The sequence below is a fragment of the Streptococcus sp. HMSC10A01 genome, assembly GCF_001807785.1.
Classification (GTDB): domain Bacteria; phylum Bacillota; class Bacilli; order Lactobacillales; family Streptococcaceae; genus Streptococcus; species Streptococcus gordonii.
Map to the genome: position 1 here is coordinate 177,742 of NZ_KV790969.1, position 23,474 is coordinate 201,215.

Genomic DNA, 23,474 nt, shown 5'->3' on the forward strand with positions numbered 1-23,474 from the left:
TTTCATGTCTCACGGAACATGTTTAAAGTCATATTTAATTTTTAACAGTATAAAACAAGTTCTACTATTTGTCAAATGAAACTTAAGAATTATTTGCCCTGCATAAACTCTTGGAAACGATGAGTATCAAAGTAAATGTTGGATGCTATCAATTTGTCTGATTCGTCAAATTTTAAAAATTCCGCCACATCCAACTCTAGTTGATTTCCTTGTGGCGACTGCAAGCGATAGCGGTTTAAAGCCACTACTTCTCTTCCATCTACCAGTAACTTCTTCACTTCAAGATGCTGACTTAAAGCATAGAATTGACCTGCACCTTGCAGATAAACATCACGACCTCGCCTGATTTCCTGACTGTCACACATACCATAATCAAAGTTTTCAGCTACGAAATCTTCCCAGCCACCTTTATTGACTGCGGTAAAATAGCTTTCTGCTAATGTTCTTGTATCCATTTGGAACCTCCAAAAATTATTTAGGCTGTTTTCAAACCAATGAAAGTTTATGCCCACTTAAGAGTATACAAAAAGCAATATGACTACAGTCTGTCATATTGCTGAAGATTTTTTTGAAGAGTATCAATTAATTTATCCTGCAGTTTTTTGGGCGATCTGACTTTTACTTGCTGACCAAAACTTAAAATCAATTCGAAAAAGGCCGGTGTTAATGCTCTGAAAGCATGGACTATTATTCTGGTTTGCTCAACAGTGATTTCTTCTTCTGTGAAGTGGTCATAAATTTTTGGAAGTGCAAATTCTGTGAAAATCAACTCCACTTCTTCTTTACTGCCTTCAACTTTATCTTTGGATGGATTTAGAAAAAGATCTAGCTTCTCTTGAGATAAAAGTGGGTAGTCATCAACTTCTATCCCCTCATCTACTAGCTGCAAATCACGAATTCTACTAAGCTTGAAAATACGAAAATCTAACTTTTCTAAACAGTAGCCGATAACATACCAAGCATTTAGTTTAAAAATCAGACGGTATGGAAAAATCGTTCGTTGGCTTCGTTCCTGTTTTTTAGAAAAATAAGAAAAGGAAACTTTCTTTCCAGTTTGTATAGCCTGCTCCATTTCAAGTAAATAATTTGTATTGAGAGACCATGAAGTAAGATCGAAGTAAAAAGGATTAACATTATCAGTCACTTCTTGAGAAGTAAGCTTATGCTCAATGCTGTCAAAACTTGGACGACCGACAATTTTGCCAACATTTTGGCTCATATTGATGATAAACTGCTTTTCTTCTTCTGTGAAAAAGCTGCTGTCCATCTTGTAGTCATCTGGTATATAAAAGCCTCCCTTATCCCCACGTTCAGAGTAAATAGGGATTCCAGCTAAGCTGAGCGTATCCATATCTCGATATACTGTACGAGTAGATATTTCAAAACGTTCAGCAATTTCTTTAGCTGTTATCTGTCTCTTATTCAAAAGGGCTAATAAAATATAAATTAATCGTTCTAATTTCATAATCTTTATTTTTCTATAAAGTAGAAACCATCAAATACTCATCTTGCAACTCTTTATAATTAGGCTAGATACTCCTTCAACGCTTGAACTTTATCCGTTTTTTCCCAAGGCAGATCAATATCTGTCCTACCCATATGGCCATAAGCAGCTGTCTGACGATAGATTGGACGTTTCAGATCAAGCATTTGAATGATACCTGCCGGACGCAAATCAAAAATCTGACGAACAGCTTCCTGAAGCTTGCTTTCTGCAACTACTCCAGTGCCAAAAGTATCGATACGTACAGAAACCGGCTGAGCCACACCAATGGCATAAGCTAGCTGTACCTCTGCTTTCTTAGCCAGTCCCGCCGCCACGATATTTTTAGCAATGTATCGAGCTGCATATGAAGCTGAGCGATCGACCTTGGTTGCATCCTTACCAGAGAAGGCACCGCCACCGTGACGAGCATAACCGCCGTAAGTATCCACAATAATCTTACGTCCAGTCAAGCCAGAGTCACCTTGCGGGCCGCCAATTACAAAACGTCCGGTTGGATTGATGAAAAATTTTGTCTTATCATCCAGATACTGGGCAGGAATAACAGCTTTAATCACCTTTTCAATCACGTCACGATGAATCTCTTCATTGGTCACTTCTGGGTCATGCTGGGTCGAAATAACCACCGTATCCACGCGCACAGGCTGGCCATTTTCATCATACTCAACAGTCACTTGTGACTTAGCATCTGGACGCAGATAGCCAATCTCTCCTGATTTGCGCAACTCTGCCAATCGACGGACTAGCTTATGACTGAGTGAGATAGGCAATGGCATAAGCTCCGGTGTTTCATCCACTGCGAAGCCAAACATAAGCCCTTGGTCGCCAGCACCGATCAAGTCCAATGGATCTTGATCTGCATTCCCACGAACCTCTATAGCTTCATTGACACCCTGAGCGATATCTGGCGACTGCTCCACCAAAGATGGATGCACACCGACGGTCTCTGCCGAAAAGCCATACTCTGTATTGGTGTAGCCAATCTCTGCAATTGTATCACGAACCACACGGTTAATATCTACATAAGCTGTAGTCGAAATCTCACCAAAAACATGAACAGAGCCTGTATAAACAGCTGTTTCAGCAGCCACATGGGCATCTGGATCCTGACTCAAGACGGCATCCAAAATAGCATCGGAAATTTGGTCTGCAATCTTATCGGGATGTCCCTCCGATACAGACTCAGACGTGAAAAGTTTACGTTCTGACATAGAAATGTCCCCCCTTAAAAAATATTGTTATAGAGTTACAAAGTACTGATAGGTGTTTCTATTGTCTAAGAGTTACGACGCGAAAGAAATAAAAACGATACCTTTTTATTTCCGAAGCTAGTAAGGCGCATGGGTGTCCGAAGTATAGCGGCAACCGTAGAATGACGAGCGACTTTGGAGCCGTCATTGTTTGCGAGTTACAAAGAACTGATAGAAGTTTCCTACCATCTTATCGGGACTATATAACTTTTTCATTATAACATAATTTACGCTAACACTCCTTTGTTTAAAAAAAGAAAAAGGTATAGACATAAACTATACCTTTTTAAAATTATGAATCTGCTGTTTTTAGCAAACCAATCCTGATTAGAGCTACGATTACAATGGGTACAATCAAAAAGGGCGTAAAAGATGTACCAAGTATCAACGCACAAGAAAGTTTGTACGGAACCATTAATAGATAAAGATATGACTTCGCGCCATATCATCTCTTCTCTTCTTTAGCTACTAGCGTTCCAACCAAAACAAGAACTGCGAAAACAAAAGGAGCTATTTGAAAAAGATGCCAATCAGGATCTCCTGCACAAAGAGCTGAAATCAGGTAAATACCTGAACTTGCATATAGTAAACCTTTCCTCCCATTAGTCATCCCAACCCTAGTTAAAAAAGTTGCAATAAAAAAACAAATTAAGCTAGGGCCTAGAAAAATCAACAAGACAATTCCCCATGGTAAAGCTATACTAAAAAGTGACACGAAAAGAATCAGATAAATGATCGATGAGAAGAAGGAAAATGAAAGAAGAGCCGATGTATACTTGATCTCTTTTGAATCTTTTACCACTTGTTCTGACCCATTTGCTTCATCAATAGATTGTTTTTCTTCAATCTTCTCCTTATTTTTTTCGTTATCTATCTCTGGACTTATTTCATTACGCCTTTGACTTAACTCCTGGTTTATCTCTTTATTTGACATTTGATTGATCCATCCTACTGTTATATTTCTTTAAAAAAACAAAATACTCTTTCATATTTTTCTATATCCATTATACTCTATTCTTTAATTATTTTCAGTATAAAAATCAAGTATATCCATCTTCTCTCAAAACAATCCAGCATCTAGACAAACATCTTTGTCTAGATCAGTTACTAAAATACAATCTTTTTGGCAGTCCTTATAAATTTTTTCTATCAGACCGATAAAATATACATATTATTCAAACAGTGTAATTGATGATAAAATGACTCTATTAAACCGATAAGTTCAGGGACGATTTTACTTTCCTGAGTTAAGGGAGGGGAGGAATTCATTTTTGGATTGGTCTATTATCGAACAGTACTATCCACTATACCAGCAGGCCTTCTTTTTGACTCTGCATATCGCAGTTTGGGGGATAATTGGTTCATTTCTTTTAGGCTTGGTTGTTAGTATCATCCGACACTACCGTGTTCCCATTTTGAGTCAGCTAGCTACTGCCTACATTGAGCTATCTCGAAACACGCCACTATTGATTCAGCTCTTCTTTCTGTATTTTGGGCTACCTAGGATTGGTCTTGTCTTGTCTTCAGAAGCTTGTGCGACAATCGGTCTCATTTTCTTAGGCGGATCTTACATGGCTGAATCCTTCCGTAGTGGCTTGGAAGCTGTTAGTCAAACCCAGCATGAAATTGGTCTCTCTATTGGTTTGACACCAAGACAAGTTTTTCGCTACGTTGTTCTTCCACAAGCGACTGCTGTAGCACTTCCTTCCTTTAGTGCCAATGTTATTTTCTTAATCAAGGAAACCTCAGTTTTCTCTGTAGTAGCTTTAGCAGATCTTATGTATGTGGCCAAGGACTTGATTGGACTCTACTACGAGACAGATATCGCCTTGGCCATGTTGGTTCTTGCCTATCTGCTCATGTTATTGCCAATTTCACTTCTCTTTGGTTGGATAGAAAGGAGATTACGCCATGCAGGATTCGGGAATCCAGGTACTCTTTCAGGGAAATAATCTCCTTCGTATTTTACAGGGCTTGGGAGTCACAATTGGTATTTCAGTTATTTCCGTTCTATTATCCATGATCCTTGGTACTTTTTTGGGAATCATCATGACTTCTCAATCTAAAATCGTTCGTCTACTGACTCGATTTTATTTAGAATTCATCCGAATAATGCCCCAGCTCGTCTTACTCTTTATTGTTTACTTTGGGTTAGCACGTAACTTTAATATCAATATCTCAGGCGAGAGTTCAGCCATCATTGTCTTTACTCTTTGGGGAACTGCTGAAATGGGGGACTTGGTTCGAGGAGCAATCACTTCTCTACCCAAACACCAGTTTGAAAGTGGCCAAGCGCTTGGTTTAACCAAGTCTCAGCTTTACTATTATGTCATCATTCCACAGGTTCTAAGACGTTTACTACCACAAGCCATTAACCTGATTACACGTATGATCAAAACAACTTCGCTAGTCGTTTTGATTGGTGTTGTAGAGGTGACTAAGGTCGGCCAGCAAATTATCGATAGCAACCGATTGACCATTCCTACTGCTTCTTTTTGGATCTATGGAACCATTCTTGTTTTATATTTTCTTGTCTGCTTCCCTATTTCCAAGTTAGCGGGTCATTTAGAAAAACACTGGAGTAATTAGTATGTCTGAAACGATTTTAAAAATAAGGGACCTTCAGAAATCCTTTGGAGACAATCCTATCCTTCAAGGTCTTTCACTTGAAGTTAAAAAAGGTGAGGTAGTCGTGATTTTGGGCCCATCAGGATGTGGCAAAAGTACACTTCTTCGTTGTATTAATGGCTTAGAAAATATTCAAGGAGGCGATATCCTCTTAGATGACCAATCCATCACAGGCAATCAAAAGAACTTTCATCTTGTCCGTCAGAAAATTGGAATGGTTTTCCAAAGCTACGAACTCTTTCCACACCTAGATGTTCTGCAAAATCTTATTTTAGGACCAACAAAGGCCCAGGGACGTAAGAAAGAGGAAGTCATTCAGGAAGCCGAACAACTACTGAAACGTGTTGGACTTCTAGATAAAAAGCATAGCTACGCAAGACAGCTCTCTGGAGGTCAAAAACAACGGGTGGCAATTGTTCGTTCCCTTCTCATGCATCCTGAAATCATCCTTTTCGATGAAGTAACCGCCTCTTTAGATCCTGAGATGGTACGAGAGGTGCTAGAATTAATTAATGATCTTGCCCAAGAAGGACGCACCATGATCCTAGTCACACATGAAATGCAATTTGCTCAAGCTATTGCTGATCGAATCATTTTCTTGGACCAAGGACAGATTGCTGAAGAGGGAGATGCTCACTCTTTCTTTACCAATCCTAAAACAAAAAGAGCGCAAGAATTTTTAAACGTATTTGACTTTAGCCAATTTGGCTCATATCTATAAAGGAGACGATTATGAAACTAATTAAATCAATTTTAACTGTAATGACACTTGCCCTTGCTCTAGTCTTTATCACAGCTTGTGGTGCTAGCAAAAACTCAAATGCATCAAATTCTAAGGCTCGGACCATTGATGAAATTAAGAAAAGTGGCGAGCTTCGTATCGCAGTCTTTGGAGACAAAAAACCTTTTGGTTATGTTGATAATGATGGTTCTTACCAAGGATACGATATCGAACTTGGAAATCAACTTGCAAAAGATCTTGGAGTCAAGGTTAAATATGTTTCCGTTGACGCAGCCAACCGTGCAGAGTACTTGATCTCAAACAAGGTTGATATTACACTGGCAAACTTCACTGTAACAGATGAACGCAAGAAACAAGTTGACTTTGCGCTTCCTTATATGAAGGTTTCGCTGGGAGTCGTTTCTCCTAAAGATGCACTTATAAAAGATGTTAAGGAACTTAAAGGAAAAACTTTGATCGTGACAAAAGGTACAACAGCTGAAACATACTTTGAAAAGAATCACCCAGAAGTTAAACTTCAAAAATATGATCAATACAGTGACGCCTACCAAGCTCTGCTTGATGGACGTGGTGATGCCTTCTCAACGGATAACACTGAAGTCCTAGCTTGGGCTCTTGAAAACAAGGGTTACGAAGTTGGTATAACTTCTTTAGGTGACCCTGATACTATTGCTCCAGCCGTTCAAAAAGGAAACAAAGAACTTCTTGACTTTATCAACAAAGATATTGAAAAGCTTGGTAAGGAAAACTTCTTCCATAAGGCTTATGAAAAAACTCTTCACCCTACCTACGGCGATGCAGCTAAGGCTGATGATCTTGTTGTAGAAGGTGGTCAAGTCAAATAATCAGTAAGATCGTAAAAAGACTCTATCGAAATGATAGAGCCTTTTTATCTTAAACAATAACTAGGATAGTCACTTTTTAAATAAAATCTGTTTCCGATATGGCTGACTTCACTTCCTCTAAAGGCAGGTGCACTAATTCCACTTCTTTCTCGCGATACAAGTACTCAGCATACTCGTCAATCCGATACTGATTGATATAGACTACGCGCTTGCATCCAACCTGGAGCAACTGCTTGGTACAGTTGAGACAGGGAAAATGAGTTACATAGGCAGTAAATCCTTTTGGAACACCTCTTTCAGCGCCTTGTAAAATAGCATTAACTTCAGCGTGTAGGGTTCTTACGCAGTGGCCATCGACTACCAAACATTCGTGATCAATACAATGTTCTGTTCCTGATACGGAGCCATTATATCCCGTAGAAATAACCTTGTTGTCTTTGACCAAAACCGCTCCTACTCTTGCGCGCTTACAAGTCGAGCGATTGGCAATCAAAAGAGCCTGTGCAGCAAAATATTCATCCCAAGCTAATCGTTTTGTTTCCATTTTTTCTCTTTTCTTTACTAGATATTTTCTTGAACCATTAAAGGCAAACCAAGAGAAGCAATCTTTTCAGCTGGTACTTTCATGCCTTCTTTGATCCATTTTGACAGGACAGAAACCAAAGCTGAGCTCCAGAAAGAATTAACGTAGGACGAAGCATCTTTCTTGGACTCTTGACCTTTCTCTAAAAAGTTAAAAACTGCTTGCGTCAAGTGTTTCTCTAAATTATACTCAACAGCTAAACGAATGAGGTGCGCTTCCTTCTGTGCCTCTTTAAACAGAGCAAGCCATACTTGGTAAAGCTCCGTCTTAAAATCAAACTGAGCCATTTTTTCCATAATATTATGCACAGTCTGGCCGAAAAGCTCCTCTAGAATCTCTTCTTTTGAGTTGTAGTTTCGGTAAAAAGACGCTCTGGATACGCCAGCACGGTTTACTAACTCAGAAATAGTGATTTTAGCCAATTCTTTTTTTTCTAATAACTGTAATAAGGAAATTTCCAAAGATTCGCGAGTTAAACGATTGGATTCCCGATTGGAAATCGTTAAGTTTTCAAGAGATTTTTTGGACATTTTACGTTCAGGCATAACAGTTTCTTCCTTCTTGTCTCATCGGATATCAATAGCTTTCTGGAAAAAGTCTTTCATGATATAATTGTAAAAAAAGACACAATCTTTGTCAATGTATAATTGTAGGAACAAGGGGATTAAAAATGACTTGGAAAATCGTTAGTGACTCTGGATGCGATTTTAGAGAATTAAAAGACCTGGCTTTGGACACAAATTTTGAAAATGTCCCACTAACCATTCAGGTAGGTGAGGAAATATTTATTGACAATGCAGAACTAAATATTGACTTAATGATGGAAAAAATGTATGCCACATCAACTGCTTCAAAATCTGCTTGCCCAAGTCCAGATGACTATCTAAAAGCATTTGCAGGAGCTGATAATATCTTTGTTGTCACTATTACTGGAACCTTATCTGGTAGCCATAACAGCGCTCAGGTTGCTAAAAAGCTTTACCTTGAAGAGCATCCGAATGTCAATATTCATGTGATTGATAGTTTATCGGCTGGAGGTGAAGTTGACTTGCTTGTTCAAAAGCTCAATCAGCTAATTAGTAACGGCCTTTCTTTTGACGAAATCGTGCAAGAAATTACAAACTACCAATCAAAAACCAAATTACTTTTTGTCCTGGCCAAAGTGGATAATCTGGTTAAAAACGGGCGATTAAATAAGCTAATTGGAGCAGTCGTAGGCTTGCTCAATATTCGCATGGTTGGGGAAGCTGGGCCACAAGGAACCTTAGAACTATTGCAGAAGGCTAGAGGCTATAAGAAGTCGTTGTCTGCTGCTTTTGAAGAAATCATCAAGGCGGGTTATGCAGGAGGTGAAATTATTATCTCTCACCGCAATAATGATAAATTCTGTCAGCAATTCTCTGACTTAGTCAAGGAAAAATTTCCTAACGCCCAAATTCAAGCTATCCCGACATCCGGCTTATGTAGTTTCTATGCAGAAGAAGGCGGATTATTAATGGGATATGAAATCGGCTAATAATGAATCAACTTCCTAATATTTAAATCAAAAGAGACCCTAGTCTAAGGGTCTCTTTTTGATCTAAAAAGTTAGGCTGTTTGAATCATATAGAAAATGAGGATTAAAAAGAGAAGAATACTAACAATCAAAAGAATAACTTTTTTAAAAAAATTTGTCTCCCAATAACCTGACTTACCAATTGTTGAACGAGTTTCGCTGAAAAACTGTTGGTTTTCTCTAGGCAAAGAAATAACCAATGCAATTAAAATAAGAGCAAGCAATATAGTCAGAATAATTAATATTTTTGGCATTTTATTTCCTCAAGACTCCAATTAATGTAAAAATCAAGCCAATCAAAATCATCAAGCCCAAGGCGATGACAAAGGCTTTGTTGAGATTTTCACCCAAGCTGGCCTTTTCTTTCTTGGGCTTGCCATGCTTGAGCTCATCTAACCGTCCCTCAATATCCTTATAAAATAAATCTTTTTTAGTCATGTTGACCCCCTAATATAGCTTGGAGAGTCTCCTGATAAAGACTGACTGGTACATCGTTGCCATGTCGACCTTGAGCTTGCAGGGCTGATCGCATCTGCTCAACATCAGATAAGGCTTCTTCCAGAGTCGATGCCAGCTGAGCAGGCTGACTGCTGTCAAAAATATGCTCTCGTGCAATGTAGCGCCTGTCATGCAGGGTCTGCTCAAAGCCTAGAATCAAGAGATTGTTCTCAAAAGCCTTGCGCACTGCCTGTAAGACCTGGCCTCCGTGATTGATATCCAGATAAATATCTGATTCCAAGTAGAGTTGCTCGATCTGCTTAAGACTGGCATTTTGATAAAGGACGACATTCTTATAGGACAGCATAGACAAGAGCTTAGGCGACATTTCCGTAAGTGCTGCAATGCGAAAGACTAGCTGTGGCAAGGCCTGAACCAAGGCCTCTAAGCCTTCAATCTGATCCGAATGGGTCAGGATTAAGGTATCTTTTCGTAGGTAGTTGTCCCGCTTGAAGTCATAATGATAGCCCAGATGCAGGAACTTCTGCTGCTGGTCAGTCGCTGCCAGACTCATGGCCTTTTCATAAGTCGACAAGTCTGGAATGATAATGGTCTGCGTCCGCAGCTGACTATTTTCCAGAATCAACTGCATATTGCCCGGAAGCTCATCATACAGAGGCTCCTGCCAAAATAGAATATCCTGGCCAACTCGGCCTGTCAAGCTGTGGGAAACTAGGAAAGAATAAGCCAGCGAATTAAAGAGAATGTGATCCAAGTCAAAGTCTAGCCGCTCTAAAAAGAAACGGATAAAATCCACTCGGCTTTTAAAAATCCTCAAAGGCTCTTGATCCAGGGTCAGGATGATGTCACCGGTGGCGTGATTCTCCACGATGCGCTCCTGACCGTCTGTGCTGTAGTAGGTTGTATTGAAAGCCTCCTGGCCTGATTTATAGGCTGTTTTGGCAAAGCAGCGGCCTTGCTTATTATAGCGCTCACTCAGTCGCAGCTGGCCTTTTTTATCCAGCCAATCTACCTGTTTGACCAGCCAGCCCTTGGACTGACTAGCATAGTGAATCCGTGCCCTTTCTTCTCCCATGTCACTGACACGCGCCGCCTGATGGTCGCCAGTGATTTCCCAGAAAGGTGGCACTGGCACTTGATTGAAAAAGAGCGGGTGGTCTGCTCCCTCTTCATCCCCCAGAAAGTGAGTATAAGGGGAAATCATATCATCCGGCAGAAAGCCATTGGCCTCAATGATAATGGTCGGACAGTTATAGCCAGCTGCAAGGAGGGAATCATGCAGATCCTGGGTTTCCTGATTGTAATAATCAAAGAGCTGAATCATCTCTGACCTCCTTTAAAAGCTGGGACCAAGCCGCTTCAACTCGGCTGGTCAAATAATTCTCTGCCACTTGATAAGAATGTTGGCTCATTTCCTGCTGGCGTCCTTGGCTAAAGAGAGCTATTATTTTCTCCACAAAAGCAGCAATAATCTGGTCCTCGACCTGATTGGAACTAACCGGTATCAGATAGCCATTTTTACCATCATCGATAAAAGTCTGATTGCCATAGCGGACATCAAAGCCGATGAGAGGAAGACCTGATCCGACCGCTTCCATGAGCGTTAGACCAAAGCCTTCGCTGGTTGAAGCCGTCAGATAAAGCTCATAGCCTGCATAAATCTGACTTAGATCTGCATGCCCTTTGAGCCGAATGTAGTCCTGAGCTCCCGATTCCTCAATCCTGCGACGCAGCTTGTCCTCTTCGCTCCCCTTACCATAAATATCCAGAGTCAGTTCAGGCAACTGGATATGGGCTTGGACAGTCGCTGCCACTAGCCAATCGATATGCTTTTCCGTAGCAAGACGCGAAGCCGTAATCATGGAGAAAGGCTTGCGAGGCTCTTTGGGATAAGTCAGTTGGTCCAAACTCCCCACCGGTATGGTGACAATCTTGGGCTGCTTGTCCGAGTAATGCTGGAACTGCTGCTCTAGAATCATTTTCTGAGCCTCTGTTGCCACGATGAAGAAGTCCACCTTGTCTGCATTGGTAAACTGGTAGTCATAGAAATTGTTCCAGAGAATGTAGTCGTCGCTGCTGGCATTTTCACTGAAATGCTCCGCATGGACCACTACTCCCAGCTTAGCCTTCTGGCTCTCTTCAAAGACAACCTGACCAATCCCTGTCTCCCTATCCAAGATGACCACATCATCTGCCTGCAGCTGCAAACACTGAAGAAAATAGCGGACCAGCTCAGCCTTGGAATAGAAAATCCGATCTGGAAAGCGATAAAGCTCTTCCTGACCATCCTCTATCAGCATGTCATAAGCCACACTGCCGTCTTCGTTGTAAAAACGGCGCTGGTAGAGGGTTGCAGCGTCATTATGGGGTGCAAAGTACTCGCTGGCATAACGGACATAGGAGAAATAATCCTTGCGAATCAATCTCCCCCGTGAGACATACTCCACATGCTCCACAAAGTCCTGGTCTTCCTGCCGTAGATAGCAAGTGATAAACTGGTCATCCTGCGGATAGAAATAGCGGACAATCTTGCCCTCTCTCTCCGAGCACTCCGGCTGACCTGCGACTTGAGCCAGTACCTGATCCAGCGTCACCGTCGTCGGTGCAATCTTGATATCAGTAAAATAGTTATAAAGCCAGATAATTTCCTCATCCAAAAAACCGATATTTTCTGTCAAATGTTGAATGTTATCCGCTAAAATCATATCCATAAAGATAAACTTAGCCGGTTGCTGCATTCTTCTTAAAATCTGAGCTCGATAAGCTTGGGCATACTCTACACCACTACTTGCCCAGCCAATGCCTAAGTTGATGTTATATACTGTCATATTTTCCTCATCCTATGGGAAGTACATTACGACCTCTCCTTTGGGGTTGAGTGCCAATTCACTCATTAAAAGATTCTTAACAATTTGGTGTTTCATCCGTTCTTTCATATATTCAAAACCATCATAAGCTTCTTGGTAGTATTCTACCAGAGGATTTTTCATAGAGAAATGTTGACCGCTCAAGGCTGTCCTGAGTTGCTGCAGATAGTCTACCTGCTCGACCCAGTTCTCATCAATCGCTTTAAGAATAGCAAGACGCTGGAATTGACTATAAAGCTTGTCTGACTTTAGATAGCTTTTCTTTGCCAACAATTCCTGCACAGCAATGGATTGAAGAAGATAAGAGACTTCTTTTGACGAGTGAATGTCAAACTCCTGCGGAATTCTTTCAGCCCGATTGCTAAAATGATGCAGGATAAATCGATAAAAATCTGCCCTATTTTCAAAACTTTGTTCATAGGCAACTTGTTGAATGACATACTCAAGAACTCGATTGATTTCCTCTTCCATCTCATTTGTATCTTCAAGTAAGCGATTACGCTCCGCATAGGTCAGTTCTCGCTGAATCTTCAAACTTTGTGCATACTCCAAAGTCAGGCGTCGTGATAATTTAGCATTGCTTTCACTGGCTTTTTGTGCTTTTGAAACAAGTCTTTTAAAACGTCTTTGCTTAAGCAAGATAGGGTTGTTCTCAAAATCTTCTGAAGAATAATCCCTATAAAAATTTTTTATCCAATCTGGACCCCATTTTTTAAGTAAATCATCTTCCAATGAAATGAAAAACTTACTGATCCCCGGATCACCTTGCCTGCCCGAGCGGCCACGAATTTGTAGGTCAATCCTATGGTTTTCCATTCTTTCAGTTCCAATAACAACCAAGCCACCTAGTTCAGCTACTCCTGGGCCTAATTTAATATCTGTTCCTCGACCAGCCATGGATGTTGCTACAGTCACTGCACCAAACTGACCTGATTCAGTAATCATCTGAGCTTCCCGAGCTGCATTATTGGCATTGAGGAGATTATGAGCAATTCCTTCTCTCAGTAAGAGAGAAGAATAAATTTCAGACATCTCGACAGAACCAGTAAATATCAAAAGAGGATTTCCTTTTGCATGATAATGCTTTACTTCATCCAGTGAAGCAAATACTTTTTCAGGCAAGGTTTGATAAATCTGATCAGGATAATCTCTGCGAATGACAGGACGATTTGTCGGAATCTTAATGACGGACATAGAATAAGTTTCCAGAAATTCACTTTCTACAACTTTTCCAGTCCCAGTCATACCCGAGAGTTTTCGAAATAGTCTAAAAAGATTCTGATAAGTTATGGAGGCCATGGCACGTGTTTCCTGAGTTAGTTTAACATGTTCTTTAGCTTCGATGGCCTGATGCTGACCTCCTTGAAGGCGTGTTAATTCCATAAGTCGACCGGTTGCACGGTCTAAAAGTACTACTTCCGCTTCATTTTCACTTTGTCGTACCACATAGTCTTGATCTTTTTTATAAATCATATGAGCTCTCAATGCTAGATTGAGATGACGAACCAATTCCTGATTTTCTTTGGAAAAGAGATGGTTTAATCCTAAAAAAGACTCCGCTTCTCGAATCCCTTTTTGGGTCAGCCAAACTTCATTCTTCTCATCGTCATAACAATAATCCTCATCTTCATAGAGAGTTTGGACTAAAGTGTCCATCATATCATAAAAATTTGACTGAACACGTGGAGCGCCAGATATAATCAAAGGAGTTTGCGCACTATCTAAGAGAATAGAGTCAATCTCATCTATGATGACGTAGTTAAATTCTCTTAGAAATTGATTCTTTTTATTCTCGGCTAAATTTTCAATCAAATAATCAAATCCTAAAGCACTATTGGTTGTATATAGGATATCTGCCTGGTAGATCCTACGTTTCTCCTTGGTCTCCAAAGACTTGGATTCATCCGCTCTCACGGCTGTCTCAATTGTCAGGCCTAAAAAACGGTAGACGGGCCCCATTTCTTCCGCATCTCTCAAAGCCAGATAGGAATTAGGAGTGACCAACATAGCTCCTTGTCCAGACAAGGCATTTAGATAAAGTGGCATAGTTGCTGTCAAGGTTTTACCTTCACCTGTCGCCATTTCAGCAACATTTCCCTCGTGGAGAACAATTGCTCCTAGGACCTGGACATCGTAAGGAAACATCCCCAAAATCCTCTTATCTGCTTCTCGAACGACAGCATAGGCTTCTGGCAACAGTTGATTCAAATTTTCCCCGTTAGCTAATCTCTTTTTGAATTCGTCAGTTTTTTTCTGTAGGTCTAAATCTGACAGACTAGCCATTTCTTTTTCAAAACTCTTAACTTTGGCTAGAATTTTCTTTAAGCGCTGAATATGAAAAAAGTTTTTAACCATCTGACTCCTCTAAAATTTCTTCAATCTTTAAGTAGTGAAACTCAAAAGACTCAACACCCGCACTAAGGAGCTGTACCTTATAGCTGTAGGCTTCTTTGGGATAAGTAAAAGCCATTTTATCCGAACGCTCTACAATATTGCCGACTTCTCTATTATAACGATCGAAAAAAATGAGTTTTAGAAAGACACTTCCGGAAGGGTAGGAGTTCATATCTCTAGTCAAAGAATAAGATCTTCCCCTTTTTAGCAAAGGAAGTGAAGGTACCTGTCTATCTCCTTGATAGTTCCAACTAGAGGACCATTCATGAATCGTTTGACCAGAAGCCATTAATTTGTTTTCAAAATAGACCTGGTCAGGAGAATGAAAAATGATGGTTGAGCCATACAAGTAGGTGAAATCTTTTCTAGTATTTGAAATTGACGCACCCCTCAACTCTCCCAAGTAAATTTCCTTATGTTTTTGAATCTTCATTTCTTTCTTCCAAATTCTTTTTCCAGTATGATGCGATGATAATTCATAAACCAATTTATCACCATAGTAGAATCGTCATTATGGCGACCTGAAATCCCATTGCTCATTAACTGGGTTTCAGTTGGATAGAGGTATTGTACTAGATCTTCGTAAGCTGTTGGATCATAGTCTTCTTCCTTCATGTAGGCCAGACCAAAAATCGTGTGGCTTAAATCCGCCCTTTTAATTTTTTCCCAATAACGATTATCTAGCTCCATAACATTTTCTAGGTCTTTTCCTCCTGTATGACGATGAAGTATATCAAGAGCCATTGGAAAAACTTCTGGTAACTGAAGACGACCTCGTTTAGCAATCGTTCCAAGATTAGCAAGTGGTTTACATAAAATAATTGCTCTAGGGCTGAAATCTGCCCCATAATAAGCTGCCCCATAGGTTCCCATGGATATACCAGATAGGATTAATTCTCGCTCAGAAAAACCTAGCAATGCCAGATGTTCTTGGATTATACGTCTGATACCTTCTTCCAATTCATCGCTTCCAAGATAAAAGACACCACCGTCTAATCGCTGATCAGAAAAAAGAAGAAAAGGGCATCCTAAACCTCTCATCATACCAAATCCTTCGAACCCTTCTGCTCTGCGGTAACCAGAAAAATAAACAGCCAAAGGCGGCTTAAAATCACCAGGATAAAAGAAATAATTGATTTCCTGCCGATGTCTATCCTTTAAAATTTTACCTCCCAATACAAACTTTCCAAATTGATAGCGAGTCAAACGCTGATGGAAGGCACCGATTTTTAAAGAACCAAAGCCTTTAGCTTCTAAAGTGATTCCTAAAAAAGAAGTAAAATCATTATCTAAAACAATAGCTTCCTGCATATCAGTTTCTGAAAAAAATGATTCTCTAACAAGATCAGCAGCCGAACCTTCCTGAATATTATAAATTCTTAAGCGAAGTTCGCAACTAAAGTCTTTTTCATATTCAAGCCAGATTTCCACAGGATTTTTCTTGCTTGCTACAATATTATATTTCCAAGACACAATTGGCCTAAAGTCTGACCCAAAATTCCCTTCCAATTCCAAATTTTCATAGCCATTGTGACAAATCCTGCCCTTAAAACCTGGACTAACGACCATATCAAGAGGTGTCATCTTATCTCCATATTGGCCACGAAAAAGTGCCTTAGAAAGTTTTCTCAGCAAGTCTGGTCTATCACTTAGATCTATCTGCTGAGCGCAGTATCTCTTTAGGAAAAAGGTAATAGACTCTTGACTGGCTTGCTGCTCCTTACTGTAAAAAATAGTATAAGGAATGATTTTTGATTCAATCAAAAATAAATCTGGAATCAAATCTAAATCGTCTACAATAATGGCGCTGAAATGACTGATTTTCTCCATTTCCATAACTTTTTTGATGGCTAGCTGAGAGTGAGGAAAGAAATAATACCAATCCATATTATCCGGAATCATTACTTCCTTGCTCCAATCAATAGAACCAATCTGTAAGATTTTCAGCTTATTTTGCATCTACAGCCTCCTTGAGCCACTTCTCCCACTGGGCAATTACTTGATGTCCAGTATTCAGTTTGATCTTTTCGATTGAATAAATCAAAGCCTGATTCCAATTTTTCAGCCCCTGTAAATAATAATCTGCAGCAACTGCAAGTTGAGAGATAGAGTCAAGAATATAGCCATTTTGTAAATGAGTCACATAGTCAGAAGCAACCAGATTGATCTGTGGAATACCAGCTGAGATACCGGCAATTTGTGTATAAAGATTAGGTTGCTGGCTTAAATCAATAATAAGACGAGTATCATCCAACTCTTGAATCAGGCTAAGCTCATCTGTAATGTTCCTAATCCTAAATCGGTATTCCAACTCTTGGTTTTCTGGTAAAGGGTTTTCTGCTTGGTTATTTTTATAAGATTTTTTGATAAAACCTTTTAAATCCAAGTAATCAGAAATGAGTTCCTCTACTTTATCTTCCACCTGTTTAATACCCTCTTGCCATGCATTGTATACACCGATAACCAGTTCCGTGTCTGGATGCTGGGCTACATAAAACAGAACCTTAAAAATAGCATAGTCATTCAAAAGCTCACTAAGATCAATTTGATAAAAAATCTTTGACTCATGACGTTGTTGACTCTTTCCTAGCTGCAAACGTGTATCAAATGGAGACAAGTAATGAACCTTCTCTGCCTGAAGTGGAAAATGATTCTGAAGAGTCTCTTTGAAATCCATTCGATCTGTCAATACCAAGTCCGCATACTCCAAATCAGCTTTAAGATTCTCTATATTGCTTGCTTGATTACGTTCGTGGAAAAAACTGAGAATACTATGAGAATGTTGAGGTAACAGATCTAGCATTCCTTGATTAGTAAAAGGCTGTGTAGCGACTACAAATCGGCTGTCTTCTTCAACATTATGAGAAATATAATATCCCAACTTCTCAAGAATCAAATCTGGCATACATTCATACTCCAGCTTATCAAAGTCTCGAGAAAAAACTGGATTGACTACTATATGACTATTTTCAAATTTTAGATATTCTCGTATACGCCAATCTCCATTTGGATTTAAGTAGTCCTGGTATACTTCCTGACCATCTTCATAATAGACGATACTAGAAACAAAACCTCTATCATCAAAAATATTTAGCTTTTCCAGCTGATCATCCTTGAAAAATTTGATAAAACTGATAAAGCCTTCTACTCCAAACTCGACATGAGCATAAAGCTGTCCTTGCCTGCGTACGATAATCAAAAATGGAGTATAAATAAATTCACAATCATCTTCCCATTCAAGATCTTTGATTTGTAAAACCTGTATATCATTAGATTCTACAGCCTGAATCTCATCAAAAACTGAATAGTATTCCGTCTCAAAGATATCTTGGCGATGTAAAAAATAACGGGCATGTGGCATATAAGCTTGTAAGAGGAGTTTGACTGGCAGATTCTCACTTTGAAAAATCCGAATCTGATGAATAGTGTCATCGAACTCAAGTCTCTGCATAGAGCGGTACCAGGGAATAATATCTCGATGCCAAACCCTCTTTCCACTTCCACTCCATGAAGGAATAAAATAATACATAGTTCCTCCTAGAACAATGAATGATAACGGTCATTAAGTGTTAAAGTATCTACCTCATCCTTAATAGAAAAGACCATGCCAATAAAAATCATAAACATACCAGGAATCATACCAAGCCTCATATAACGAATATCCAAGAGGATCAGAAGCATTGGAAGACCAGCCACCAAAACTAGGTAAAGCGCTCCGACAAAGGCAAAATAACCTACAATTTTGTGAATATAACGACGGGTTGCTTCACCAGGATACAAATCTTCAATATATTCCCCACTCCTTTGCATCCGCTCTGCAATTTGATCACTGTTAACATTAATAAAAGCAAAAGCCCAAGCCAGAATAAAAATAGTCAGCAGATAGAGAATCAACCAAGGTATTTCCCCCATCGCTAAGCTTAGAATCCATTCTTTCACCAGCCTATTATTTGGTTGAAAAAACAGAACTAGCATGAGGAAATACTGGGGAATGCTGACCAAAGTCATGGCATACATAATAGGAAGACCCCCAGCAGCATTCACTCGGATATCTAAGTAGGAATACTTTTTAAAACGATTGTGGATGTTAATCTTATTGATAGGTATTCTGTACTTGGCTCTCTCAACTAGAACAGCAAGATATAGAAAACAAAGACTAAAGAAGCCTATTAGAGCTAAAATAAGAGGAGAAATTTTGAGTTCTTGGATAGAGAGCCATATGTCCTGAGGAATATAGGAAATCATACTGACCATGACAATCATAATAGAACCCCCAAGTCCCATTGATGAATTAAGGTCAGTCAGCCAAATAAGAAAATATGTTCCCGCTATTAAGATCAAGGTATTCAAGAAGACAATCGTTCCTTGTCCAACTCCTACCACTGTCTTCAAAGGCAAATTAAGAACTAAAGCTAAAGATTGGATTAGAGCAATAGCTAGAGTCAGCAACATTCGTCTCTTTTCTTGACTCTCCATAGAAAGTTTATTAAGTCCCAATCGTTTCGAAACTGTGAACATTTGCCAAATGAGGATGGAGGACATCCAAGGGGCTAGCCCAATCGAAAAGAAAGACATACTCCTTAAATTTCCACCCATCAAAGCAGCTGCATAATTTAGGGTTACTGAATCTCCATTTAGTTTAGCTATATTCGAGACATCAACAAATGGAAGAGTCAACTTACTTCCCAAAACATAGATAAATACGAAAAGTAATGTCCAAAGAAACTTTTTGAGAATAAGCGGTTTAAAAAATGACTTCACTCTGACTCCTTATGATGATGGCTTGAGAATTTTAGGACAAGACTTCCATCACCGCATCTATTAACACTTTTTTACTGAAATAGCCATCCTTGAGCAGGTAAGAGAACTTTCTAACCCGCTCGACCATAGTCTGGTACTCCTCGACAGTCAGATTTTCAACGATCCGACTGGCCTCTTCCAGACTGTCTACGACAAAGCCCAGACCGCGCTCGCGAATCAGCTCTGCATTGGACAGGTAAGAAGGGACGATGATCGGAATCCCAGCTGCCAGATAGGTAGCAGACTTATGAGAGATATTGAGACCATAGTATTCCGGCTCGTCTGCTGGATTCTCCTCAACACCCCAGACTAGGCCTAGACCGCCCTTGGACAGCTCCAAGAGCAACTCTGGCCGGCTGACCCAGCCGCGATAGCTGACATTAGCATCTGGACTTGTCTCCTCCTCAGGTGAAAAAATCTCCAGTGGCGTTGCATAAGACCAGTTGCTCAAATGCGGAAAACGCTCCACACTTCCTGCAAAATACAGCTTAGGTGCAAACTGAGCCTGGTGCATGGGCAAATCAAAGGGATGATCCCACATGCGCTGGACCAAAAGCTTGTCCACCGTCAGCCCCTCTGCCAGAAGCTTATCCCGCATCTGCTCAGAAGGCACGATGACCGCATCTGACTGATTGTACATATCGATATACTCCGGCATCAGATAGTAGTTTGACGGGAACATAAGTGGCGGCACATCATGGATAAAGGTAATCAGTTTAGCCTGCAAAATCTTGAGCTTGCTAATAAAGGCTTGATCAAACTCCCGGCCGTTCCAAGTCGGAGATTGATAGATAACCACATCACCATAGCCCACACTAGACATGATACCGTCCAGACGTCGACTGAGCTCCGACTGACTGTCGCTATAAATATCGTAAAAATAAAAACTCAGTTCATTGAAGCCCAGCTGCTTGGCTAGCTTGGTCACATCATTCTGGGCAATCAAGGCCGTACTCTGGCTAGACATACCGTATAGATTGGTAATATTAACTTTCATATTCTTTTTCTAATCTTCATTCCTGAGCCAGATTGGCAACAATCTGACTGTCATAAGCTTGGTCGTCTCTAAACTCAATATCCTGATCGAAATTGTGCTCAGCTGTATGCTTGTGCGATAGCTTGATCTTGTGACTAGCTCCCATCTGGAACCACTCATACTCTGAGTCAATATGTCCAATATCCAGCGCGCGATATCCTTCCTGAACCAGATCATAGACCAAGATCTTGGCCGTCGGACCAAGCATGATCAAAATCAGACGATTATCCACATGCTCTCGAACAGCCTGCTTGATGGCCTCCAGCTTGCTGTAGGCATTGCGCGAAGGACAGATAATCCGCTTGATGGACCTAGCCCCATCAAAGAGGTCATTGCCCACACCAGAGCGAGAAGTCAATCCCTCTACTATCAAGAGGTCCTTGTCCTGCCATAGATGCTTGAGCTTTGCAAAATAGCCCGCAGACGGCGTCTTATCTTCCAAGTCAATATAAGGACGGGAAATAAAGGTCGATCCGTACCAAGGTGCTCGGCAAATTTCTAGATAATCTGCCATATGTTGATGCAAATGAGTTTTCCAAAAGTTCTGTGCGTCGATGGAATAGCGTTCCAGCCCTCTAAATACATCGGACAGGCAGACCATCAAACGCTCATCGCTCTCCATAGCCATGATCTCTCTCAAGCGCGCTGAAAGCTCGGGGTCGTACTCCTGATAAGGGATACCACGACCTGCAATCAAATCCATCTCCCCATCTCCAAAGCGAACCACTGAAGCACCTTTCTCCAAAAGATAATCCAGCGATTGGTCGATAGAGAGTACAGAGATCTGCCGCTCCTCAGGCTTGGCCAATCTAAGTTTCTCAATAGCCTGCACCATGACTTCAGGGTTATCAGCTGGAAAGACTTCCTGCCCCTGCTGGCCATGGACTGTACTATCAAAGGCAAAGACTGGCTTGCCAGCAGACTTAAAGCGAGCAATAATATCTCCCACCTCATCACCGGCATTGATATCCAGCAGCAGCTGAGACTTGGCTTCCAGTGACTCCAAGAGAGCCGGGATGCCCGCAATATCTGAGCTGACACTGACATTAGGATACTGGAGCAGACGCGTGATTGGCTCTGCCACCACTACCGGTGCAGCAATGTAGAAATGACAGGCAGGCAGGGCTTGAATCAGATAATTGATATGCATCAGGTCACAAGAGTAGGTGTAGACTAGGCAGGACAGACTTGAGCCCTCTCCCCCTTCCACCATTTTTTGAGTCAGGGCTCCGACTGGCTCCTGCATATCCGACCAATCCAGCCCCTGATAGAACCACCAGACCTCACGATAAATGGACTGGGTATACTCTTTCCAAGGCTTGCGCTCAGTTAGATAGTGGATCACCGGCGGATAGAGACCTTTTTCTGGCTCATAATCCGAAAAGGTCGTGTGCAGTGTAATGCAGTTATAAGCTAAAGGCAGCTCCAGCCAGCGATTTTCAAAGAGCATATTAAGAATGATTTGATCATCCTGAGTAACTTTATCATGTAAGTTATCAGTCATCTCAATCAATTGACCCGCAATATCGTTTTCTCTCCAGTAGTTCACATTAATCAGTAAAACACCTGAATTAAAAATCTGCTCGCCAAAGTATACTTCTCCACCCAGATCCTTGACCGCAGCAAGTGGTGCATCCCAAAGTTCTGTTTCAAATAAGGAGCTTAAATCCCGCGTGACAACGATATCACAATCCAAATACAAAGCCTTGTCTTCCTCAACAAAATCCGCTACAAAATAGCGTAGGAAAACTGTATAACTACTATCCGTTTTACAATTTGATACCAGCGAGGCAGACAAACGAGCATTGATGATCTGGCAGTCCAGCTTGGCCAGCTTTTTCCGCATGCTAACAAACCACTCTGTTGGAAAGTCACTATTGATGACATAAAACTTGATAAAGCGATTGTGGCAGACAATGGACTTGATGGTTGTTAAAACTTGATTACAATCAGAAAAGTTGGCACAAAGAACAACTGATCGGTATTGATCATAGAATGCTTTATTTATATTATCTAACTTATCCACTTAGCAAACTTACTCCCTATACGATTACACCCTAATTAAATCTGAATCTCGAAAATTATTTGAAGCTCTTTCTCAACTGTAAAATCAAGAAATCATAAAGATTTTTGCAAAATTAGAAAGAGTTTTTCAAATCAAGATTTTTACCCCATTTTTATGTCTATAATACTTGTGATCGTCTTGATAACTCTTATCCTAATTTTAATTGTCTATATTAAGTACAAATTCATCAAGCTATACTTGATATTATATAAAATATTGCTAGAAAAAGCTAGAACATCAAGGACTTAAACAGCAAAATCAAAACAGGAAGTTTGGAAACTTCCTGCTTCAATTAATGATTAGTCCTCTGACTCCTTTTTCTTCCTTTTCTTAAATGCCAATCCCAAAGCTCCTAAGCCTAAAGCCAAAATGGATGCTTTACTTTCAGATTCACCTGTTCGAGGAAGTTGTCCTTTAGAAATTCTGTCATGCATTGATTGAGTTGCTGAAGTAGATTGACTATCAGATAGGCTTTGGCTAAGCGATTGAGACATAGATAAGCTTTCAGAAAGGCTTAATGAATTCAATTCGCTTTCATATATACCATTTAGCTGACTGTGTAGTGTTGATGTGCTAACACTCAATGATAGTGACTCACTAACAGACATAGATTGACTAACAGATGTGCTTATTGATATAGACTCACTCGCACTTATGGACGCACTCGTCGATGCGGACTCACTTGCAGATACTGAGGCACTCGTAGACGTGGACGCGCTTGCACTCACGGATGCGCTCGTGGAGGC

Annotated in this window: 22 protein-coding genes and 1 pseudogene; 5 read left to right on the forward strand and 18 right to left on the reverse strand. The window is 40.4% G+C overall.

Features of this window, described 5'->3' with window-relative positions:
• Window positions 1-89: 89 nt before the first annotated feature.
• From HMPREF3108_RS05575 to HMPREF3108_RS05590, 4 genes are all read right to left on the reverse strand, one after another.
• The gene (locus tag HMPREF3108_RS05575; protein ID WP_008808817.1) at window positions 90-455 is read right to left on the reverse strand and encodes a nuclear transport factor 2 family protein; all 366 of its coding nucleotides are present in this window, start codon (window positions 453-455) and stop codon (window positions 90-92) included.
• An 83-nt stretch (window positions 456-538) separates the two neighbouring features.
• On the reverse strand, window positions 539-1,465 hold the full coding sequence (locus HMPREF3108_RS05580; RefSeq protein WP_048779392.1) for a helix-turn-helix transcriptional regulator: 927 nt from the start codon (window positions 1,463-1,465) through the stop codon (window positions 539-541).
• Window positions 1,466-1,524: 59 nt separating this feature from the next.
• The gene (gene metK / locus HMPREF3108_RS05585; protein ID WP_048779390.1) at window positions 1,525-2,715 is read right to left on the reverse strand and encodes a methionine adenosyltransferase; all 1,191 of its coding nucleotides are present in this window, start codon (window positions 2,713-2,715) and stop codon (window positions 1,525-1,527) included.
• Between the two features lie 484 nt (window positions 2,716-3,199).
• Window positions 3,200-3,688, reverse strand: a complete 489-nt coding sequence (locus HMPREF3108_RS05590) for a hypothetical protein (RefSeq protein WP_048779387.1) — start codon at window positions 3,686-3,688, stop codon at window positions 3,200-3,202.
• A 337-nt stretch (window positions 3,689-4,025) separates the two neighbouring features.
• Here HMPREF3108_RS05590 and HMPREF3108_RS05595 point away from each other — a divergent pair, with 337 nt between their 5' ends.
• Genes HMPREF3108_RS05595 through HMPREF3108_RS05610 form a run of 4 tightly spaced genes read left to right on the forward strand, consistent with a single transcriptional unit; the run spans window position 4,026 to window position 6,969 of the window.
• Window positions 4,026-4,706: an amino acid ABC transporter permease gene (locus HMPREF3108_RS05595; RefSeq protein ID WP_048779385.1), complete on the forward strand. Its 681-nt coding sequence runs from the start codon at window positions 4,026-4,028 to the stop codon at window positions 4,704-4,706.
• Window positions 4,666-5,343 carry an amino acid ABC transporter permease gene (locus tag HMPREF3108_RS05600; protein ID WP_061586257.1) on the forward strand — a complete coding sequence of 226 codons (678 nt, stop codon included), beginning with the start codon at window positions 4,666-4,668 and terminating at the stop codon, window positions 5,341-5,343. The genes HMPREF3108_RS05595 and HMPREF3108_RS05600 overlap by 41 nt, the downstream gene beginning before the upstream one ends.
• A 1-nt stretch (window position 5,344) precedes the next feature.
• Complete coding sequence (locus HMPREF3108_RS05605) at window positions 5,345-6,103, forward strand: amino acid ABC transporter ATP-binding protein (RefSeq protein WP_061586258.1); 759 nt, start codon at window positions 5,345-5,347, stop codon at window positions 6,101-6,103.
• An 11-nt stretch (window positions 6,104-6,114) separates the two neighbouring features.
• Window positions 6,115-6,969, forward strand: a complete 855-nt coding sequence (locus HMPREF3108_RS05610) for a cysteine ABC transporter substrate-binding protein (RefSeq protein ID WP_048774704.1) — start codon at window positions 6,115-6,117, stop codon at window positions 6,967-6,969.
• 76 nt (window positions 6,970-7,045) lie between these two features.
• Here the strand turns inward: HMPREF3108_RS05610 and HMPREF3108_RS05615 are convergent, their stop codons facing one another.
• Together HMPREF3108_RS05615 and HMPREF3108_RS05620 are read right to left on the reverse strand one after the other, a co-directional pair.
• A complete protein-coding gene (locus HMPREF3108_RS05615) occupies window positions 7,046-7,513 on the reverse strand; it encodes a deoxycytidylate deaminase (protein WP_070493698.1) in 468 nt (155 codons plus the stop codon).
• A gap of 17 nt (window positions 7,514-7,530) precedes the next feature.
• Window positions 7,531-8,097, reverse strand: coding sequence for a TetR/AcrR family transcriptional regulator (locus HMPREF3108_RS05620; protein WP_045773911.1), 567 nt, complete (start codon window positions 8,095-8,097; stop codon window positions 7,531-7,533).
• 125 nt (window positions 8,098-8,222) lie between these two features.
• Here HMPREF3108_RS05620 and HMPREF3108_RS05625 point away from each other — a divergent pair, with 125 nt between their 5' ends.
• Window positions 8,223-9,068: a DegV family protein gene (locus HMPREF3108_RS05625; protein WP_045502592.1), complete on the forward strand. Its 846-nt coding sequence runs from the start codon at window positions 8,223-8,225 to the stop codon at window positions 9,066-9,068.
• 71 nt (window positions 9,069-9,139) lie between these two features.
• On the opposite strand, the gene HMPREF3108_RS05630 is transcribed toward HMPREF3108_RS05625, so the two are convergent.
• The 12 genes and pseudogenes from HMPREF3108_RS05630 to HMPREF3108_RS10485 all read right to left on the reverse strand — a co-directional run bounded on the left by HMPREF3108_RS05630 (window position 9,140) and on the right by HMPREF3108_RS10485 (window position 23,336).
• Entirely contained in the window at window positions 9,140-9,361 is a 222-nt protein-coding gene (locus HMPREF3108_RS05630) for an accessory Sec system protein Asp5 (protein ID WP_048779380.1), read from the reverse strand.
• A gap of 1 nt (window position 9,362) precedes the next feature.
• Window positions 9,363-9,545: an accessory Sec system protein Asp4 gene (gene asp4 / locus HMPREF3108_RS05635; RefSeq protein WP_048779376.1), complete on the reverse strand. Its 183-nt coding sequence runs from the start codon at window positions 9,543-9,545 to the stop codon at window positions 9,363-9,365.
• Window positions 9,538-10,890, reverse strand: coding sequence for an accessory Sec system glycosylation chaperone GtfB (gene gtfB / locus HMPREF3108_RS05640; protein WP_048779374.1), 1,353 nt, complete (start codon window positions 10,888-10,890; stop codon window positions 9,538-9,540). Before gtfB ends, asp4 begins: the two co-directional genes overlap by 8 nt.
• On the reverse strand, window positions 10,874-12,394 hold the full coding sequence (gene gtfA, locus HMPREF3108_RS05645) for an accessory Sec system glycosyltransferase GtfA (RefSeq protein ID WP_048779372.1): 1,521 nt from the start codon (window positions 12,392-12,394) through the stop codon (window positions 10,874-10,876). Before gtfA ends, gtfB begins: the two co-directional genes overlap by 17 nt.
• A 12-nt stretch (window positions 12,395-12,406) precedes the next feature.
• On the reverse strand, window positions 12,407-14,788 hold the full coding sequence (gene secA2 / locus HMPREF3108_RS05650; protein ID WP_048779369.1) for an accessory Sec system translocase SecA2: 2,382 nt from the start codon (window positions 14,786-14,788) through the stop codon (window positions 12,407-12,409).
• A complete protein-coding gene (gene asp3 / locus HMPREF3108_RS05655) occupies window positions 14,781-15,260 on the reverse strand; it encodes an accessory Sec system protein Asp3 (RefSeq protein ID WP_061603890.1) in 480 nt (159 codons plus the stop codon). The genes secA2 and asp3 overlap by 8 nt, the downstream gene beginning before the upstream one ends.
• A complete protein-coding gene (gene asp2, locus HMPREF3108_RS05660; RefSeq protein WP_070493699.1) occupies window positions 15,257-16,786 on the reverse strand; it encodes an accessory Sec system protein Asp2 in 1,530 nt (509 codons plus the stop codon). The genes asp3 and asp2 overlap by 4 nt, the downstream gene beginning before the upstream one ends.
• On the reverse strand, window positions 16,776-18,356 hold the full coding sequence (gene asp1, locus HMPREF3108_RS05665) for an accessory Sec system protein Asp1 (protein ID WP_048779362.1): 1,581 nt from the start codon (window positions 18,354-18,356) through the stop codon (window positions 16,776-16,778). Before asp1 ends, asp2 begins: the two co-directional genes overlap by 11 nt.
• A gap of 8 nt (window positions 18,357-18,364) precedes the next feature.
• Window positions 18,365-19,588: an accessory Sec system protein translocase subunit SecY2 gene (gene secY2 / locus HMPREF3108_RS05670; RefSeq protein WP_048779359.1), complete on the reverse strand. Its 1,224-nt coding sequence runs from the start codon at window positions 19,586-19,588 to the stop codon at window positions 18,365-18,367.
• A gap of 31 nt (window positions 19,589-19,619) precedes the next feature.
• Window positions 19,620-20,624: a sugar transferase gene (locus tag HMPREF3108_RS05675; RefSeq protein WP_048779355.1), complete on the reverse strand. Its 1,005-nt coding sequence runs from the start codon at window positions 20,622-20,624 to the stop codon at window positions 19,620-19,622.
• Window positions 20,625-20,640: 16 nt separating this feature from the next.
• Window positions 20,641-22,647: pseudogene (locus HMPREF3108_RS05680) on the reverse strand (SP_1767 family glycosyltransferase); the annotation flags it as partial.
• Between the two features lie 380 nt (window positions 22,648-23,027).
• On the reverse strand, window positions 23,028-23,336 hold the full coding sequence (locus tag HMPREF3108_RS10485) for an LPXTG cell wall anchor domain-containing protein (RefSeq protein WP_048779351.1): 309 nt from the start codon (window positions 23,334-23,336) through the stop codon (window positions 23,028-23,030).
• Window positions 23,337-23,474: the final 138 nt, after the last annotated feature.